Genomic DNA, 17,761 nt, shown 5'->3' with positions numbered 1-17,761 from the left:
TGCGGGCCCCGGCTCAGGCGCGGTCCGCCGCCGTGGAGCCCGTGGCCGGCACCGGGGCGGCGTGCGCGCCCAGCGGGTGCGTCCGGTAGTACTCGGCGAGCCGCTGCATGCCCTCCTCGACGGTCACGGAGGGGGCCCAGTCCAGGACCTCGCGGGTGTGCTGCTGGTCGAACCAGTGCGCCGTGGACAGCTGCTCGGCGAGGAACGCGGTCATGGGCGGCTCGTCCTGGCCCGGGCGCAGGGCCCAGATCCTCTCGATGACCCTCCCGGCGAACCGCGCCAGTCCGCCCGGCACCCGGCGGGTCGGCGGCTCCACGCCGCCGGCGCGGCACATGCCGGTGAGGATCTCCGCCACGGTGCGCGGCTGGCCGTTGGTGACCACCAGCGCCTGCCCGTGGGCCCACTCGATCCGCTCGAGCGCCCGCACGACCGCCTCGGCGGCGTTGTCGATGTAGGTCGTGTCGATCAGCGCGGCGCCGTGGTCGAGCAGCGGCATCCGGCCCCGGCCCGCGCGGTCGAGCACCCGCTCGACGAGCTGGGTGTCGCCGGGGCCCCACACGATGTGCGGGCGCACGGCCGTCACGCGCAGGTCCCGGCCGTCCGCCTCGAGCGCCAGCAGCTCCGCCGCGGCCTTGGACCGGGCGTAGTCGCCGCGGGCGTGCTGCGGGTCGGCGGGGCGGGCGGGCTCGCCCACGATGGAGACCCCGGCGTGGGCCACGGAGGGGGAGGACACGAACACGACGTTCTGGGCGCCGGCCCGCCTCGCGGTCTCCAGGATCACCCGGGTGCCGGTGACGTTGGTCGTCACGAACTCGTCCCAGTGCCCCGCGAAGGAGACCTTCGCGGCGAGGTGGACGACGTCGTCGACGCCCTCCAGGGCCCGCGCGACGGCGTCGGGGTCCGCGACGGAGCCCAGGACCTCCTCGACGTTGGGCTGGTCGGCCAGGGGCGCGTGCCGGCGCTGCAGCAGCCGCACCGTCCAGCCGCGGGCCGCGAGCCGGCGGGCCACGTGCTCGCCGAGCATCCCGGAGGCGCCGGTGACGAGGACCGTGCGCCCCTCGCCGGTCAGCTCCCGGGGCCCCCGCTCGACCTCGTGGCTGCCCGTGTCCGTACGGGGGGCGCCCTCCACGACCGTGGCGTCGTAGGCGGGGACCTCGTCGTGCGCGGGGCTCTTGCGGTGCTTGGCGTTCACGGGTTCCTGATCCTTCCTCCGGCCAGGGCGGCGTCGGCCCACCCGGCCAGCAGGGTCCGGTCGATCTTGGAGTTGTGCCGGATGTCGGTGGGGTGCTCGGGGAGCACGAGCACGGCCGCGAGGTCCAGCCCGGTGGCCTGCCGCACGGCCTCGCGCACGGCGCCGGCGAGCAGGGGGTCGGCGAGGCCGGGCCGGGGGGCGGGCGGGACGGTCTCGGCGACGGCGACGGGCACCTGCGCCCCGGCCGGGCCCACCCCCACGACGGCGACGCGGCCGACGCCGGGCACCGTCCGGGCCGCGTGCTCCGAGGCGACGGGCGTGAGCACGCCCTGCGAGGCCACGATCACGTGGGCGAGGCGGCCCTCCACCCACAGCCGGCCGGCCGCGTCGAAGTGCCCCACGTCGCCCGTGCGGTGCCACCCCGCGAGCTCGGTGCTGCGGTGCTCGGTGAACCACAGGCGGTCGTAGCGGTCCTTCACGTGCGGGGCGCGGGCCACGATCTCGCCGGTGGTCCCGGCCTCGGTGGTGACCTCGTCCGTGGGGGTCCCGTCCGGGCGCAGGGGGGTCACCCCCAGCGCGGCCCCGTGCACCGCGGTGCCCACGCACACGCCGTTGCCGGTGCCGGCCCGGCGGATCGTCCCGAGCGTGACGTCGGTCAGCGGCAGGGCCTCCGTCATGCCGTAGGGGGTGTGCAGGGCCGCGGCGGGCATCAGCTCCTGCAGCTGCGCCAGGAGGGGCTCCGGCAGCGGGGCGCCGGCGGAGAGCATCAGCTCGACGGAGCCCAGCGCGCTGCGCTGCCCGGGGTCGAGCTCGCCCTGGGTGGCCAGGACGTTGGCGATGGCCGCCGGGGAGAGGAAGACCGCGGTCGCCCGGATCGCGGCGGCCGCGTCGGCCAGGGCCCGGGCGGTGAGGGTCTTCGGCGCGGTGACGTCCATGTCGGGGGTCACGGAGGTGGCCCCGAGGGCGGGGCCGAGCAGGGCGAAGGGCGCGAAGCCGGCCACGAGCCCGGTGCCGGCGGCGAGGCCGTACGTCCCGCGCACCGCGTCCCGCATGGCCGAGAGCTGGCGGTGGGTGTACACGACGCCCTTGGCGGGGCCGGTGGACCCGGAGGTGAACAGGATCGCCGCGTCCGCGTCCGGGGCGGGGGCCGGCAGGTCCGCGAGGGGGGCGGTCTCCAGCAGCCGGGGGACGGTGTGCGCGACGCCGAGCGCCCGGCGGGTCACGGGGTCGAGGGCCTCGAGGGAGATCCGGGTGCCCGGCCAGCCCAGGGCGCGCCCGGCGACGAGGGCCTTGCGGATGCCCACGAGCCACGCGGGGGTCGCCCCCTTGAGGGCGCGGGTGAGGCCCTTGGCGCCCAGGCCGGTGTCGGCCACGACGATCACGGCCCCGATCCGCAGGCAGGCGTAGATCAGCGCGGTGAGCTCGGAGCCGGGCGGGACCATGAGGTTCACGCGGTCGCCGGGGCGCACCCCCGCGGCCGCGAGCCCGGCCGCGAGCCGGTCCACCCGCTCGGCGAGCTCGGACCAGTTCAGGCTCGCCCGCACCGGGGGCACGCGCGCGCCCGCGCCGGGGTCCTGCGGGGAGGGCGCCATGTCGACGACGGCGAGGCCCGGGTCGGCCCGGCGCTCGGCGAGCTGGGCGTGGAACGGGACGTGCGGGTCCTCGGCGTGGGCGCGGCGCTGCTGGTGCAGCTCGCGGCGGGTGGGGCCGGGGCCGAAGCGGTCGGCCAGCCAGGCCATGACCGGGGTGGCGATGTCCCGGGACTCGGCCACGAGGTGGCTGGCGCCCTCGAAGCGGTGCACGTCGGCGTGCGGGACCCGGCGCACCAGGTCGGTGAGGTAGCGCTCCTGGAACACGGGGTCCCCGATGCCCCACAGGAACAGGGCCGGGACCTGCAGCCCGGCCACGCCGGCGGCGATCTGCTCGAACCGGGCGTGGGAGGGGTGGTCGGCCGGGACGGGGATGTCGGCCACGAACGTGCGGATCGCCGCGCGGCGCTCCCGGGTGGCGTAGGGCGCGAGGTAGGCCCGGCGGACCTGCGGGCTCAGGGGCGGGTCGGCCAGCCGCAGGGTCACGTCGAGGAACGCCGTGGTCGTCTCCGTCAGCAGCCCGTGGGCGGCGGGGGCCAGGGCCAGGCGCAGGGCGGCGGGGATCTGCTCGGCGCCGTCGTGGTGGACGGCGGTGTTGGTGAGGATCGTGCCCCGGTGCACCTGCGGGTGCTCGAGGGCCCACCCGGAGGAGATCAGCCCGCCCCAGTCGTGGGCGAGCGTCACGACGGGGCCGGGGCCGTCGTCGAGGCCCAGGGCCGCGGTGAGGTCCGCGAGGTCCCGCACGCGGTCGTCCAGGCGCCGGGTCAGCCCGGTGCGCTCGGAGAAGCCCATGTCCAGCTGGTCCACGGCGACCACGCGCCACGGGTTGGCGGGGTCCACCCCGGCGGCCAGGACGGTGCGCCACAGGTACGACCACGTCGGGTTGCCGTGCACCGCCAGGACGGTGCCGCGGGGCGTGAGCCCGGCCGCCTCGAGCGAGGCGGCGTTGTCCAGCAGGTGCCAGCTCCGGGGCCGGCCCGGGACCGGCTCGACGGGGGCCGTGGAGGGCACGGAGAGGATGCGGGACCACGCCGGGTCCACGCCCGGCAGCGGCACCTCCATCATGGGCAGCCGGGCCGGCCCCGGCCCCTCCTGCTGCGCGGTCGTGGACGGTCGTGGACGGGCCATGGGCGTGGTGCTCCTCACGGGTGCGGTCGAGCGGGGGAGGTCGGGCGGGGCGGTCGTGCGGCGTGCGGTGCTCAGCGCCGCGGGCTTACCACTCGATCTCCATGTACGTCGAGTTCAGCCCCGAGCCGACGCCCAGGCACAGGACGCGCTGGCCGGCCTCGAGCCGCTCGGCCTCCAGGGCGAGGGTCATCGGCAGCGCGGCGGCGGCCACGTTGCCCCAGAACGGGAACGTCAGCGGGAAGCGCCCGGGGTCGATCCCGACGTCGTCCAGCAGCTTGTTCGTGTGGGACGTCGAGACCTGGTGGGCGATGTAGCGGTCCATGTCCGTCCAGTCCCAGCCGTCGGCGTGCGCGTCGTGCCAGGCGTCCACGAGCAGGCCCACGCCGTGCTTGAGCAGCCCCGTGGCATCGGTGTACATGCCGTCGAAGCCGCCGATGCACAGGCCGTGGTGCTCCGTGGCGGAGCGGGCCACGGAGCCCACGATGCGGTGGCCCTCGGGGTGCCGCTCGGCCGGGCCGACGACGGCCGCGGCCGCGCCCGCGCCCAGCGTGAGGGTGGCGAACTCGCGCACCACCTGGTCGCGGGTCACGTCCGGGGCCTGGAGCCGCTCGTAGGTCTCCCGGTGCCAGGGGCTCGGGTCCTCCCCGGCGATCACGACGGCGTACTCGACGGCGCCCGAGTCGATCATCGTGGAGGCGATCGTGAGGGCGTTGACGAAGCCCAGGCACGCGTTGGTCACGTCGAAGGTCAGGGCGGAGGGGGCCAGGCCGAGGCGGTGGTGCACGGACACGGCCACCGCCGGCTCGTAGCCGTCTCGGGTCACCGAGGCGTTGATCAGCAGCCCCACCTGGTCCGGGCGGATGCCGGCCTGGTCCAGGGCGGCCTGGCCGGCCTCCACGGCGCCGTCGGTGAAGTGGCGTCCCGGGGCCCACTCGCGCCGCTCCTTGACGCCCGCGAGCCGTACCAGCAGCCCCTTCGGCATCTTCAGCCGCGCGAACGTGTCCGAGAGGATCTCGTCGGCGCGGGAGGAGGGGACCACCTCGTCCGCCTCCACCTTCGTGATGGCGAGCAGAGCGGCGTTGCGGTGGCGGATCGTGGAGTTACCGGTCAAGGTCTCTGGCTTTCGTTCGGGGCTCGTCGACGGTCCGGCCCGCCGGTGGAGGGCACCGCGGCGGAGGGCGGACGGGTGGTGCTGGTCGCGGTCAGTCTAGTCGCCGGTCACGGGGCAGCCGGTCTCCCCGCCCGGTTTCTCTGCAGGCTTACCGTCTCGCGGGCGGGCTCCGGCCCGCGGATAGAATCGAGGGGCCCGCCCGACCCCGCCCCAGGAGACTGCTTCCCCCGTGCACCTGAAGACCCTCACCGTGCGCGGGTTCAAGTCCTTCGCATCCGCGACCACGTTCGAGTTCGAGCCGGGGGTTACCGCCGTCGTGGGCCCCAACGGCTCGGGCAAGTCCAACGTGGTGGACGCCCTGTCCTGGGTGATGGGGGAGCAGGGGGCGAAGTCCCTGCGCGGCGGGAAGATGGAGGACGTGATCTTCGCCGGGACCTCCGGGAGGGCGCCGCTCGGGCGCGCGCACGTGTCCCTCACCATCGACAACGCCGACGGCGCCCTGCCGATCGAGTACTCCGAGGTGACGATCTCCCGGACCCTCTTCCGCACCGGCGGTTCCGAGTACGCGATCAACGGCCGCGCCTGCCGGCTGCTCGACATCCAGGAGCTGCTCTCCGACTCCGGGCTCGGCCGGGAGATGCACGTCATCGTGGGCCAGGGCCAGCTGGACCGCGTCCTGCACGCCACCCCGGAGGAGCGCCGCGGGTTCGTGGAGGAGGCCTCGGGCATCCTCAAGCACCGCCGCCGCAAGGAGCGCACGCTGCGCAAGCTGGAGGCGATGCAGGCCAACCTCGACCGCCTCGAGGACCTCACGGCCGAGCTGCGCCGCCAGCTCACCCCCCTGGGCCGGCAGGCGCGGACCGCCCGCCGCGCCCAGCGCATCCAGTACGACGTGCGCGACGCCCGCGCGCGGCTGCTCGCCGACGACCTCGTGCAGGCCCGCACCACGCTCGCGGTCGACGAGGACCTCGAACGCCGGCTGCGCGCCGAGAAGGCGGAGGCCGAGCGCGCCCTCGACGCCGACCGCGCCCGCCGCGCCGACGTCGAGGCGCGCGCCGCGCAGGCCACCCCCGCCCTCACCGCCGCCCGGGACACCTGGTACCGGCTCGCCGCCGTGCAGGAGCGCTACCGCTCGCTCGCCTCGCTGGCCGCCGAGCGGCGCCGGCTGCTCGGCACCGCGGAGGAGCCGGCCGACCCCGGGCGGGACCCGGACCGGCTCGCCGCCCAGGCGGCCCGCACCCGCCAGGAGCAGGCCCGGCTGGTGGAGCAGGCCGAGGACGCCACCGCAGCCCTCTCCGCCGCCGTCGAGGACCGGGAGGCCGCCGAGGCCGCCGCCCGCGCCCAGGAGGCGGTCGTCACCGGGCTGCTGCGCGCGGCCGCGGCCCGGCTCACGGGCTCCGTGGCCGCCGCCCGCTCCCGGGCGGAGGCCGCCGAGGACGAGCTGGCCCGGCTGCACGCCACCCACGCCGAGGCCGGCGCCCGCCGGGAGCAGGCCGGCGCCGAGGCCGGGCGCCTGGCCCTCGCCGCCCAGGACGCGCGCACGGCGGCCGGGCGGGCCCGCGCCGAGCACGACCGGGCCGCCGCCGCCCACGCCGGCGCGCGGACCGCCGCCCGGGAGGCCGAGGCGGCCGCCCAGGAGCTGCTGCGCGCCCACGACGCCCAGGCCGCCCGCGCCGAGACCCTGCACGCCGCCCTGCGCCAGCCCGACGGCTCCGGCGCCGTGCGCACGCTGCACGCCGAGGCCGTGGTGGGCGCCGTCGCGGACCTCGTCGGCGTCGAGCCCGGGTGGGAGCGGGCCGTGACCGCCGCCCTCGGACCCCTCGCCGACGCCCTCGCCGTGCGCTCCCACGACGCCGCGCTCGCCGTGCTCGAGTCCCTGCGCGCCGGGGGAGAGGGCCGCGTGCACCTGCTCGTGGCCGCCGCCCCGGGGGAGCCCGCGCTGCCCGCGGCCGTCCTTGACCGCCCCGGCACCCGGGCCGCGGTCTCGGTCCTGCGCCCCGGCACCGCCGGCGGCACCGGCAACCACACCGGCGACCACACCGGCGACGACACCGGCGACGACGGCGCCGCGGCGGGTGCCGCGGCCGTGCGGGCCGCGCTCGCCCGGACCGTGCTCACCGAGGACCCCGCCACCGCGGCGCAGCTCGCCGCCGCCGAGCCGGGGCTCACGGCCGTGACCCGCGACGGCGACGTCTTCACGGCCTCCAGCGCCCGGGGCGGGGCCGCCGAGGCCGCGGGCACGCTCGAGACCCGCGCGGGCGCCGAGCGCGCCGAGGCGGAGCGCGCCCGGCTCGCCGCGTCCCTGGACGCGGCCCGCGCGGGGGCCCGCACGGCGGGCGCGGCGCGCGACGCCGCCCGCGCCCGCGCCGAGGAGGCCGCCGCCGCCCTGCGCGCCGCGGAGCGCTCCGCCGACCGGGCGGCGGCGGAGCTGTCCCGGGTCCGTGCCGTCCTGGACTCCGCCGAGGCCGAGACCGGGCGCCTCGACGACCAGCTCGCCGCCGCGCGCACGCACCTCGCGCGCGAGCAGCAGCGCCTGCGGGAGGCCGCCGAGCGCCTCGCGGCCGCCGAGGACCTCGGCGCGCAGGACACCGAGGCCGCGCAGCTGGAGGCCGCGGCCCGCCGCGACGCGCTCCAGCGCGCCGCCACGGACGCCCGCTCCGCGGAGACCGAGGCCCGGCTGGTGCTGCGCTCGCTCGAGGAGCAGGCCCGCGCCGTGGGCACCCGGGCCGCGTCCCAGGAGCGGGCCGCCGCGGCCGAGCGCCGGGCCCGGGAGGAGGCCGAGCGCCGGGCCCGGCGCCGGCGCCTCCAGGCCCGCACCGCCGAGGCCGTGCTCGACGCCGCCGAGCAGCTGCTCGCGCACGTCGGGGCCTCCGTGGCCGCCGCCGCCCACGAGCGCGACCGGGCCGAGGCCGTGCGCGCCGGCCTCGACGCGGAGCTCGCCGACCTGCGCGCGGCCGACGACCGGCTCGCGGCCCGGCTCGCGCAGCTCACCGACTCCGTGCACCGCGACGAGCTGGCCCGGGCCCAGCACCGCGCCCGCATCGAGGCCCTCGAGGCCCGCTCCCGGGAGGAGCTGGGGCTGACCCCGGACGCGCTCGTGGAGCACTACGGCCCGCACCTGCCGGTCCCCGAGCCGGTCGCGGACGCCGCGGACGACGCCGGCGCGCAGGACGGTCCGGACGCGCCGCCGCCCGCCGGCGACGGGCAGGGCGGCCTGTCCGGGACCGCGCAGGGCAGCCCGTACGTGCGGGCGGAGCAGGAGAAGCGGCTGCGCCGCGCCGAGAGGGAGCTGGCCTCCCTGGGGCGGGTCAACCCGCTGGCGCTCGAGGAGTTCGCCGCCCTCGAGGAGCGCCACCGCTTCCTGGCCGAGCAGCTCGAGGACCTCAAGCGCTCCCGGCAGGACCTGCGCAGCATCCTCCGGGACGTCGACGACCACGTCGAGCGCGTGTTCACGCAGGCCTACGCCGACACCGCCCGGCAGTTCGAGGACGTCTTCGCCGCACTCTTCCCCGGCGGGGAGGGCCGGCTGCGGCTGACGGACCCCACGGACATGCTCACCACCGGCATCGAGGTGGAGGCCCGGCCCGCCGGGAAGAAGGTCAAGCGGCTGTCCCTGCTCTCCGGCGGGGAGCGGTCGCTGACGGCCATCGCGCTGCTCGTGGCCATCTTCAAGGCCCGCCCCTCGCCGTTCTACGTGATGGACGAGGTCGAGGCCGCCCTCGACGACCGCAACCTCGGGCGGCTGCTGACGGTCTTCCGGCAGCTGCAGGAGACCTCGCAGCTGATCATCATCACGCACCAGAAGCGCACCATGGAGATCGCCGACGCCCTCTACGGGGTCTCGATGCGCGGCGACGGCGTCACCACGGTGGTCGGGCAGCGCCTCGCCGAGCTGCGCTGAGGGGTGCCGGGGCGAGCTGCGCCGCGGGGGGTGGCGCAGCGCGCTACCGGCCGCCCGGGTCGTCCGTGGGCACGGGGACGGCGCCGGGGCGCTCCAGCGTGTCCCGGACCGGCAGCCACGCCAGGGCCGCCACGAGCAGCAGCGCCCCCGAGACGCCGAAGGCCCAGCCGAAGCCGGCGGCGTCGGCGAGCGCCCCGGCGACGACGGGGCCGAGGATCTGCCCGGTGTCCGCGCTCATCTGGTACCGGGCCAGCACGGGCCCGCCCGCCCGCCCGGGGCCGATGACGTCGGCCACGGCGGCCTGCTGGCCGGGGTTCATCGTCCCCGAGCCCATGCCCGCGACGAGGGAGAGCACCACGAACCACGGCACGTCCTGGGCGAGGCCCAGGGCCATCGTCGCGAGCCCGTTGACCACGAGCCCCACGAGCACCAGCGGCCTGCGCCCGAACCGGTCGGTGAGCCGGCCCGTGACCGTCAGGGCCAGGGCGTTGCCCGCGGCGAACACCGCGAGGGCGAGGCCGGCCACCTCGGGACCCGCCCCCAGCACGGCCACCGCGAGCAGCGGCACGAGGGCCACGCGGATGCCGTAGGAGGTCCAGCCGTTGGCGAAGTTCGACACGACGGCCGAGCGGTAGGCGCCCACCGACCAGGCCTCGGCCACGGTCATCACCGGCTGGGCCGAGCCCCCGCGGCCGGCGCCCAGGACCTCGTCCTTGAGCCGGAAGTGCACCACGGCCACGGCCACCACCAGCGCGCCGGCGTAGATCAGGAACGGGGCCTGCATGCCGAGCCCGGCGAGCAGCCCGCCGACCACCGGCCCGAGCACCCCGCCGACGAGGAACGCCGAGGCGTAGTAGCCCGAGACCCGCCCGCGCATCTGCGGCGGCGCCAGGCGCACGATCAGGCCCATCGCGGAGATCGTGAACATCACGGAGCCGATCCCGCCCAGCCCCCGGAACAGCAGCAGCTGCCAGTAGGTCTGCGCGAACGCCGTGGCCGCCGAGGACAGCGCCACCACCAGCACCCCGACCACGTACGTGGGGCGCTCGCCGATGCGGTTGACGATCCGCCCGCCCGCGGGCGCGAAGAGCAGGCGGGCGAGGGCGAACGCGCTGACCACGGCGGAGGCTGCGGCCACCCCGACGCCGAAGGTCGAGGCGAACTGGGGCAGCACCGGGGCCACGATGCCGTAGCCGATGGCGATGACGAAGGCGGCGGCGACGAGCACCGTGATCTGCTGCGGCACGCGGTCACGACCGGGGTCGCTGGCCGGGCCGGGCGCGGGGGCGGGAGGCTGAGCGGGCACCCGACGAGTCTAGGACCCCGGGCCGACCGCGGCCCGGTCGGCGGGGCAGGGCGGTGTGAGAAGCTGGGGGACGTGGATTCGATACCGGTCATTGTTTACGTGCTCATCGCCGTCGTGGTCCTGGGTCTGCTCGGTCTGGTGCTGCTGCGCGGGCCGAAGGCGCCCCGCGGCGGCTACGCCTCCACGCGCGACCCCGACGACCTCGGCGGCGACCCCGTGCAGGCCCCCGGCGAGATGCGGGCGGGCACCACGGAGACCGCCCCGGAGGACACGCGCCCGCGCCTGGACCGGCCCGAGTCGGCGGCCTCCCGGATGGCGCGGCTGCGCGGGCGGCTGGCCAAGTCCAACAACGTCTTCGGCAAGGGCCTGCTGTCCCTGCTCTCCCGCGACCGCATCGACCAGGACGTGTGGGACGAGATCGAGGAGACGCTGCTGCTCGCCGACCTCGGCACGGACGCCTCCCTGCGCCTCGTCGAGGCCCTGCAGCGGCGCGTGAAGGTCGAGGGCGCCGACGACCCCGCCCACGTGAAGGCCATGCTGCGGGAGGAGCTCGTCGCGCTGGTCGACCCGTCGATGGACCGCTCCCTGGCCGTCGGGCGCAAGGGCCCCCTCCCCGCCGTCGTGCTCGTGGTGGGCGTCAACGGCGTCGGCAAGACGACGACCGTGGGCAAGCTCGCCCGCGTGCTCGTGGCCGAGGACAAGGAGGTCATGCTCGGGGCCGCGGACACGTTCCGCGCCGCCGCCGCGGACCAGCTCGCCACGTGGGGCGCCCGCGTGGGCGTGCCCACGGTGCGCTCGGCGGCGGAGGGCGCCGACCCCGCCTCCGTCGCCTACGACGCCGTGGTCGCCGGCATCGAGCAGGAGGCGGACGTCGTGCTCATCGACACCGCCGGGCGGCTGCAGAACAAGGCGGGGCTGATGGACCAGCTCGGCAAGATCAAGCGCGTCGTCGAGAAGGCCGCGGAGGTGGACGAGGTGCTGCTCGTCATCGACGCCACCACCGGCCAGAACGGCATGACCCAGGCGCGGGTGTTCTCCGAGGCCGTCGACGTCACCGGCATCGTCCTGACCAAGCTCGACGGCACCGCCAAGGGCGGCATCGTCGTCGCCATCCAGCAGAGCCTCGGCGTGCCCGTCAAGCTCATCGGCCTGGGGGAGGGCCCCGACGACCTCGCGCCCTTCGAGCCCGGGAGCTTCGTGGACGCGCTCCTCGACTAGCGCGGCACGCGCCCCGCCGTGGGGGAGCGCAGGAGGGCCACCGGGCGCGTCCCGGTGGCCCTCCTGCGCTCCCCCACGCCGGTTTAACGCCGCCGTAACCCCTGCGGCACCCATGAAACACGGCGGCAACGCAGCACGGGCGCAACGGAAACATCTCTCTCGGAGACTCGAAGGGAACGGTGAGCACCGGACGGCCCCATGGGGAGCGGGCCAGTGGCACCGGTGAACGACCAACCTGAAAGAGAAGAGAGGTGCAGATCGTGGAAATCACCGCCGGACACGTCTGGACGATCGTCGCAGCCGCCATGGTCTTCTTCATGACCCCTGGCCTGGCCCTGTTCTACGGAGGCATGACCCGCGCCAAGGGCGTGCTCAACATGATGATGATGAGCTTCATCGCGATCGGGTTCGTCTCCGTCGTGTGGGTGCTGTGGGGCTACTCCATGAGCGGCGGGGACCCGCTCCTGGGCGGGATCACGGGCAGCCCCGTCCCGTCCTTCGCCCTGGGCAGCATCATGGGCACCGAGGACCTGCTCGGCGCCGCCTACGGCGGGACCTTCGCCATCATCACCGTCGCCCTGATCTCGGGGGCGATCGCCGACCGCGCCAAGTTCGGCGCGTGGGCCCTGTTCGTCCCGGTCTGGGCCACCCTCGTCTACGCCCCGCTCGCCTACATGGTCTGGGGCGGGGGCCTCCTGACCGAGGACGGAGCCATCGGCGCCGCGCTCGGCGAGGCCATCGACTTCGCCGGCGGGCTCGTGGTGCACATCAACGCCGGCGTCGCCGCCCTGATCCTCATCTCCATCGTCGGGGCCCGCAAGGGCTTCGGCCAGGACCCGAGCCAGCGCCCGCACAACCTGCCGCTGGTGATGCTCGGCGCCGCGATCCTGTGGTTCGGCTGGTTCGGCTTCAACGCCGGCGCCGCGGGCACCGCGGAGCAGGGCGGGCTGATCTGGATCAACACCCTCGTGGCGCCCTCCGCCGCCATGCTCGGCTGGCTGTTCACCGAGCGGATCCGCGACGGCCACCCGACGTCCCTGGGCGCCGCCTCCGGCGCCGTGGCGGGCCTCGTGGCCATCACCCCGGCGTGCGCTAACGTCTCCCCGGTGTGGGCCATCGTGCTCGGCTTCGTGGCCGGCATCGCCTCCGCGCTCGCCGTGGGCCTGAAGTACAGGATGAAGATGGACGACTCGCTGGACGTCATCGGCGTGCATCTGGTCTCCGGCGTCGTCGGCACCGTGGCCCTGGGCTTCGTGGCCCTGCCCTCCGAGGGCACCGCGGGGCTGTTCTACGGCGGCGGCTTCGGGCTGCTGCTCACCCAGGTCGTGGCCGTGGTCGTCTCCGTGGCCTACTGCGCCGTGCTGACCTTCGTGATCGCCTTCGTGATCGACAAGACCGTCGGCTTCCGCATCACCGAGCGGGAGGAGATCGACGGCATCGACATCACGCAGCACGCCGAGACCGGGTACTCCCTCTCCGGCGACGCCACCGGCTCCTTCACCCCGGGCCGCCACGCCGCGGCGGAGACGGCCGCGTTCGTGCCCGCCGGCGCGGAGGCCGGGAGCGCCGCCGGCGCCGAGCCCGCCCGCTCCGAGCGCGTGCCCGGCTGACCGGCTCGTTCCCCGCGTGCGCCACCCACATCCCACGAAAGGCAGCTTCTCCATGAAACTCGTCACCGCGATCGTGCGCCCGGACAAGTTCAAGGACATCAAGTCCGCGCTCGAGTCCTACGGCATCCAGGGCATGACCGTGCAGAACGTCTACGGCTACGGCCAGCAGCGCGGCCACACCGAGGTCTACCGCGGCGCCGAGTACACCGTGGACCTGCTCGAGAAGGTCCGGATCGAGATCCTCGTCGACAACGACCAGGCGACCGACATCGTGGACGTCATCGTCTCCTCCGCCAACACCGGCCGCGCCGGCGACGGCAAGGTGTGGGTCGTCGACGTCGCCGAGGCGGTGCGCGTGCGCACGGGCGAGCGCGACGAGACCGCCCTGTAGCACCCGCGGCCCGCGACGGCCGGTCCACCGCTTCCCGGCGGCGGACCGGCCGTCGTCGTCACCGGGCGGCGCCGCCCATGGGGCAGCACCGTCCGGAGTTGGTAACCTTGGAGACTGACCCGGCGTATCGGGCCGGGCGCCGGCGCGGTGCAGACCGCGGCGCGCCGGCCGCCTCCCTCGACGAAAGCAGCTTTCGACCCGTGTTCAATTCACTGTCCGACCGGTTGACCGCCACCTTCAAGAACCTGCGCGGCAAGGGCCGCCTCACCGAGGCCGACGTCGACGCCACCGTGCGGGAGATCCGCCGCGCCCTGCTCGACGCCGACGTCGCCGTCCCGGTCGTGCGCGAGTTCACCGCGGCGGTCAAGGAGCGCGCCCTCGGGATCGAGGTCTCCGAGGCGCTCAACCCGGGCCAGCAGGTCGTGAAGATCGTCAACGAGGAGCTGCAGAACATCCTCGGCGGGCAGACCCGCCGGATCCGGATGGCCAAGACCGGCCCCACGATCATCATGCTCGCCGGCCTCCAGGGCGCCGGCAAGACCACCCTGGCCGGCAAGCTCGGCAAGTGGCTCAAGGACCAGGGGCACCGGCCCCTGCTCGTGGCCTCCGACCTGCAGCGGCCCAACGCGGTCACCCAGCTGAAGGTCGTGGGCGAGCGCGCCGGGGTGCCCGTGTTCGCGCCCCACCCCGGCACCACCTCCGAGTTCGACGACCCCACGGGCGACCCCGTGCAGGTGGCCCGCGACGGCGTGGCCCAGGCGCGCGCCCGGCTGCACGACGTCGTCATCGTGGACACCGCCGGCCGGCTCGGCATCGACGAGGCCCTGATGGCCCAGGCGCGGGACATCCGCGACGCCGTCCAGCCCGACGAGGTGCTCTTCGTCATCGACGCGATGGTCGGCCAGGACGCCGTCAACACCGCGCAGGCGTTCAACGAGGGCGTGGACTTCACCGGCGTCGTGCTCTCCAAGCTCGACGGCGACGCCCGCGGCGGCGCGGCCCTGTCCGTGGCGTCGGTGACCGGCAAGCCGATCATGTTCGCCTCGACCGGTGAGAACGTCGGCGACTTCGAGCAGTTCCACCCGGACCGCATGGCGTCCCGCATCCTCGACATGGGCGACGTCCTCACCCTGATCGAGCAGGCCGAGAAGCAGTGGGACCGCGCCGAGGCCGAGAAGATGGCCCGGAAGTTCACCGACCAGGAGGACTTCACCTTCGAGGACTTCCTCGCGCAGATGCAGCAGCTGCGCAAGATGGGCTCGATGAAGAAGATGCTCATGATGATGCCCGGCGCCGCCGGCATGCGCGAGCAGCTCGAGAACTTCGACGAGCGGGAGATCGACCGCGTCGAGGCCATCGTCCGCTCCATGACCCCCCACGAGCGCGTCGCCCCGAAGATCATCAACGGCTCCCGCCGCGCCCGCATCGCCAAGGGCTCGGGCGTGACCGTCTCCGAGGTCAACCAGCTCATGGAGCGCTTTGCCCAGGCGCAGAAGATGATGAAGCGCCTGGCCCAGGGCAAGGGCGTGCCCGGCCTGCCCGGGGGCATCCCCGGCATGCCCGGCGCCGGCGCCGGCGCGGGCGGCGGCAAGAAGGGCAAGGGCAAGGGCTCCGCGAAGAAGGCCGGCTCCCGCTCGGGCAACCCGGCCAAGCGGGCGCAGGAGAACGCCGCCCTGGAGCAGCAGCGCAAGCAGAAGGCGCCCGTCGGCTCGGCCTTCGGCACCCCGCAGCAGGAGCTCGACCCGGCAGACCTCAACCTGCCCAAGGGCTTCGAGAAGTTCCTGGGGAAGTGACCCGGCCGTGACGTCCTACCTCTCCGAGGCCGAGCTGAAGAAGTTCGTCGACTCCCTGCCCACCCGACGGCTCGCCGCCGAGGCGCTCATCCGGGACCCGCAGGGCCGGGTGCTGCTCGTCGAGCCCAACTACAAGTCCGACTGGACCGTGCCCGGCGGGACCGTGGAGGCGGGGGAGGACCCCCGCACCGGGTGCTTCCGGGAGGTCGCCGAGGAGGTCGGCCTGGACCTGCCGCCCGGGCGGCTGCTGGCCGTGGCCCACGGCGTGGCGATGGGCATCTGGGGGGACTCCGTCTCGTTCGTCTACGACGGCGGGGTGATCGACGCCGACACGCCCATCACCGTGCAGGAGGAGGAGCTGCTCAGCCACCGCTGGACGGCGCCCGAGGAGCTGGACGGGTACCTGCGCCCCGGCCTGGCCCGGCGCCTGCGCCTGGCCCTGGCCGCCCTCGAGGACGGCACCGTCGCCGAGACCGTCAACGACGCCGGCTGAGCCCCCGGGCGGGCCGGGGCGACGGCGTAGCATGGACGCCATGACCTCTCTGCCCGCCGACGACGTCGCCTCCCCCGCCTCCGCGTGGGACCTGGTCCCCGCCACGGTGCTCTGCGCGGAGGAGGCCGCCGCCCCGGACGCCCCCGGGCCGCGGCCCCCGCACGAGGGGGTGCGCGGGACCATCGCCCGGCACCGCCTGATCGGCGCCTGCGCCGAGGGGCCCCGCGCCACGCAGCTGATGTTCCTCGCGGACGCCGGGGGCCGCCTGGCCCGCGCCGCCGAGGACGGCGGCGTGGAGCCCGGGTGCACCCTCGACGAGCTCGCCGCGGACCTGTCCCGGGCGACCGGGCAGCAGCTGCAGCCGGAGCACCCCTCCCTGCGCCGCGTGCTGCTGGTGCGCCTCGACGCCCCGGAGCTGCCCGTGCTGGCGGCCCTGTCCGGCACCGGGTTCACCGCCGTCTCCCGGCACGGGTGGTCCGTCGTGGTCTTCGACGACCAGGTCGACTTCTGGGCCGTGCGCACGGGGCTCGCCGAGACCGCCGTGGTGCTGTCCTCGGACGGGGCGACCCGCTCCCTCGAGGTCCTGCTCGCGGGAGAGGACCCGGCGTCCGTCACCGACCTCGAGGCGGCCGACGCGGTGTGCGTGCTCGAGTGGGGGCCCGAGTGGCACCCGGCGGGCGGGCTGGCCGCCGGGGCGGAGGACACCCCCGCCGCCCGCTTCGAGCGCGAGCTCGTGCAGCTGTGCGGGAGCCGGACCTCCGAGCTGCAGCTCGAGTCCGTCGCCTCCGTCTTCGACCTCGACCCGGCCGAGACGAACCGGCTGCGCAACTACGTGCGCGGCGGCTCCACCGACCTCGTGCTGGAGTCCGTGCTCCAGCTGGTGGGCCTGCCCGTGCTCGCCGCCAAGATCGTGGAGGGCCGGCGCACGCCGGCCGAGCTCGAGGACGCGGAGCACTACGAGCCCACGGCCGTGGGCCCGGCCGTGCTGCGGGGGATGACCATCGCCCCCACCGGGGACGGACTGTTCGCCCGCTACCAGCGGGCCCTCGTCCGCCGCCCCGAGCTGCTGCTGGCCATCGCCGGGACCGAGACCGCGCTCGGCGTGGGCCTCGCCGGGGCCGCCCGCCGCGGCGGGGCCGGCGCGCGCGTGCTCGGCACCCTCTCCGCGGCGCTGCTGGCCGACGCCGCCGCCGAGAGCGCCTACTACGCCGCCCTGCGCAGCGCCCGCCGGCAGCGCCCCGGGCGCACCGCGACCCCCGAGCCCGAGGAGCCCGTGGTGCCCGCCGACGCGGCGGTCCCCGCTCCCGTCCCGTCCGGCTCCCGGGCCCGGCTGCGCCGGTTCTTCGGCCTGGGCTGAGGCCGCGACCGCACGCCCCCGGTCGCTCCCGCCCGCCGGCCCCGCCCCAAGGACCGGGGACCGGCGGGTCGGGCGCGCCCGACTTGACCGCGTCTGGCATACTGGACGGGTACTCGATGCGTGCGGTCCCTCTCGCCGCACGTTTCTCGTGTCCACCGAACCCCTGCGACCGGCCCGCCCCACGGGAGCGAGACCAGGGCGTTCACCTCATCCAAGAACCAGGAGAGTCCACACCAGTGGCTGTTAAGATCCGTCTCAAGCGCATGGGCAAGATGCGCGATCCCCGTTACCGCGTCGTCGTCGTCGACTCCCGCAAGAAGCGCGACGGCCGCGTCATCGAGGAGATCGGCAAGTACCACCCCACCGAGCACCCCTCCTACATCGAGGTCGTCTCGGACCGGGCCCAGTACTGGCTCGGCGTCGGCGCCCAGCCGTCCGAGGCCGTCGCCGCGATCCTCAAGGTGACCGGTGACTGGCAGCGCTTCAAGGGACTGGAGGGCGCCGAGGGCACTCTCCAGCAGCCCGCGGCCAAGGCCGAGTTCGTCACCCCGGACAAGGGCTCCGTGATCATCCCCGAGGCGATCACCCCGAAGGCCGAGAAGGCCGAGGCAGAGACCCCGGGCGCCCAGTCCGACGACGCCCCCGCGGCTGACGCCGAGAAGGCCGAGTAGT

12 protein-coding genes are annotated in these 17,761 nt (G+C 75.7%); 8 read left to right on the top strand and 4 right to left on the bottom strand.

Going from position 1 to position 17,761, the window contains the following annotated elements:
* Positions 1-13: 13 nt before the first annotated feature.
* From ACYSMR_RS03385 to ACYSMR_RS03375, 3 genes are all read right to left on the bottom strand, one after another.
* Complete coding sequence (locus ACYSMR_RS03385; RefSeq protein ID WP_461747383.1) at positions 14-1,192, bottom strand: NAD-dependent epimerase/dehydratase family protein; 1,179 nt, start codon at positions 1,190-1,192, stop codon at positions 14-16.
* Positions 1,189-3,846 carry an alpha/beta fold hydrolase gene (locus ACYSMR_RS03380; protein WP_461748005.1) on the bottom strand — a complete coding sequence of 886 codons (2,658 nt, stop codon included), beginning with the start codon at positions 3,844-3,846 and terminating at the stop codon, positions 1,189-1,191. Before ACYSMR_RS03380 ends, ACYSMR_RS03385 begins: the two co-directional genes overlap by 4 nt.
* Positions 3,847-3,994: 148 nt before the next feature.
* A complete protein-coding gene (locus tag ACYSMR_RS03375; RefSeq protein ID WP_251331895.1) occupies positions 3,995-5,020 on the bottom strand; it encodes a 3-oxoacyl-ACP synthase III in 1,026 nt (341 codons plus the stop codon).
* 229 nt (positions 5,021-5,249) lie between these two features.
* On the opposite strand from ACYSMR_RS03375, the gene smc reads away from it, so the two are divergent.
* Positions 5,250-8,921 (top strand): chromosome segregation protein SMC, encoded by a 3,672-nt coding sequence (gene smc, locus ACYSMR_RS03370; RefSeq protein WP_461747382.1) that lies wholly within the window; start codon positions 5,250-5,252, stop codon positions 8,919-8,921.
* Positions 8,922-8,964: 43 nt separating this feature from the next.
* Here smc and ACYSMR_RS03365 read toward each other — a convergent pair whose 3' ends face one another.
* Positions 8,965-10,227 carry an MFS transporter gene (locus ACYSMR_RS03365; protein ID WP_251331893.1) on the bottom strand — a complete coding sequence of 421 codons (1,263 nt, stop codon included), beginning with the start codon at positions 10,225-10,227 and terminating at the stop codon, positions 8,965-8,967.
* A 72-nt stretch (positions 10,228-10,299) separates the two neighbouring features.
* On the opposite strand from ACYSMR_RS03365, the gene ftsY reads away from it, so the two are divergent.
* From ftsY to rpsP, 7 genes are all read left to right on the top strand, one after another.
* A complete protein-coding gene (gene ftsY / locus ACYSMR_RS03360; protein WP_461747381.1) occupies positions 10,300-11,445 on the top strand; it encodes a signal recognition particle-docking protein FtsY in 1,146 nt (381 codons plus the stop codon).
* A gap of 260 nt (positions 11,446-11,705) precedes the next feature.
* Positions 11,706-13,055 (top strand): ammonium transporter, encoded by a 1,350-nt coding sequence (locus tag ACYSMR_RS03355; protein WP_251332071.1) that lies wholly within the window; start codon positions 11,706-11,708, stop codon positions 13,053-13,055.
* 52 nt (positions 13,056-13,107) lie between these two features.
* The gene (locus ACYSMR_RS03350) at positions 13,108-13,446 is read left to right on the top strand and encodes a P-II family nitrogen regulator (RefSeq protein ID WP_251331891.1); all 339 of its coding nucleotides are present in this window, start codon (positions 13,108-13,110) and stop codon (positions 13,444-13,446) included.
* Positions 13,447-13,646: 200 nt separating this feature from the next.
* A complete protein-coding gene (gene ffh / locus ACYSMR_RS03345; protein WP_251331890.1) occupies positions 13,647-15,239 on the top strand; it encodes a signal recognition particle protein in 1,593 nt (530 codons plus the stop codon).
* 7 nt (positions 15,240-15,246) lie between these two features.
* On the top strand, positions 15,247-15,732 hold the full coding sequence (locus ACYSMR_RS03340) for an NUDIX domain-containing protein (RefSeq protein ID WP_251331889.1): 486 nt from the start codon (positions 15,247-15,249) through the stop codon (positions 15,730-15,732).
* A gap of 40 nt (positions 15,733-15,772) precedes the next feature.
* Entirely contained in the window at positions 15,773-17,089 is a 1,317-nt protein-coding gene (locus ACYSMR_RS03335) for a hypothetical protein (protein WP_461747380.1), read from the top strand.
* Positions 17,090-17,325: 236 nt separating this feature from the next.
* The gene (gene rpsP / locus ACYSMR_RS03330; RefSeq protein ID WP_309126048.1) at positions 17,326-17,760 is read left to right on the top strand and encodes a 30S ribosomal protein S16; all 435 of its coding nucleotides are present in this window, start codon (positions 17,326-17,328) and stop codon (positions 17,758-17,760) included.
* The last annotated feature ends 1 nt before the right edge of the window (position 17,761 follow it).

The organism is Kocuria sp. U4B (assembly GCF_054875615.1).
This window is presented reverse-complemented; position numbering and strand designations above follow the sequence as displayed.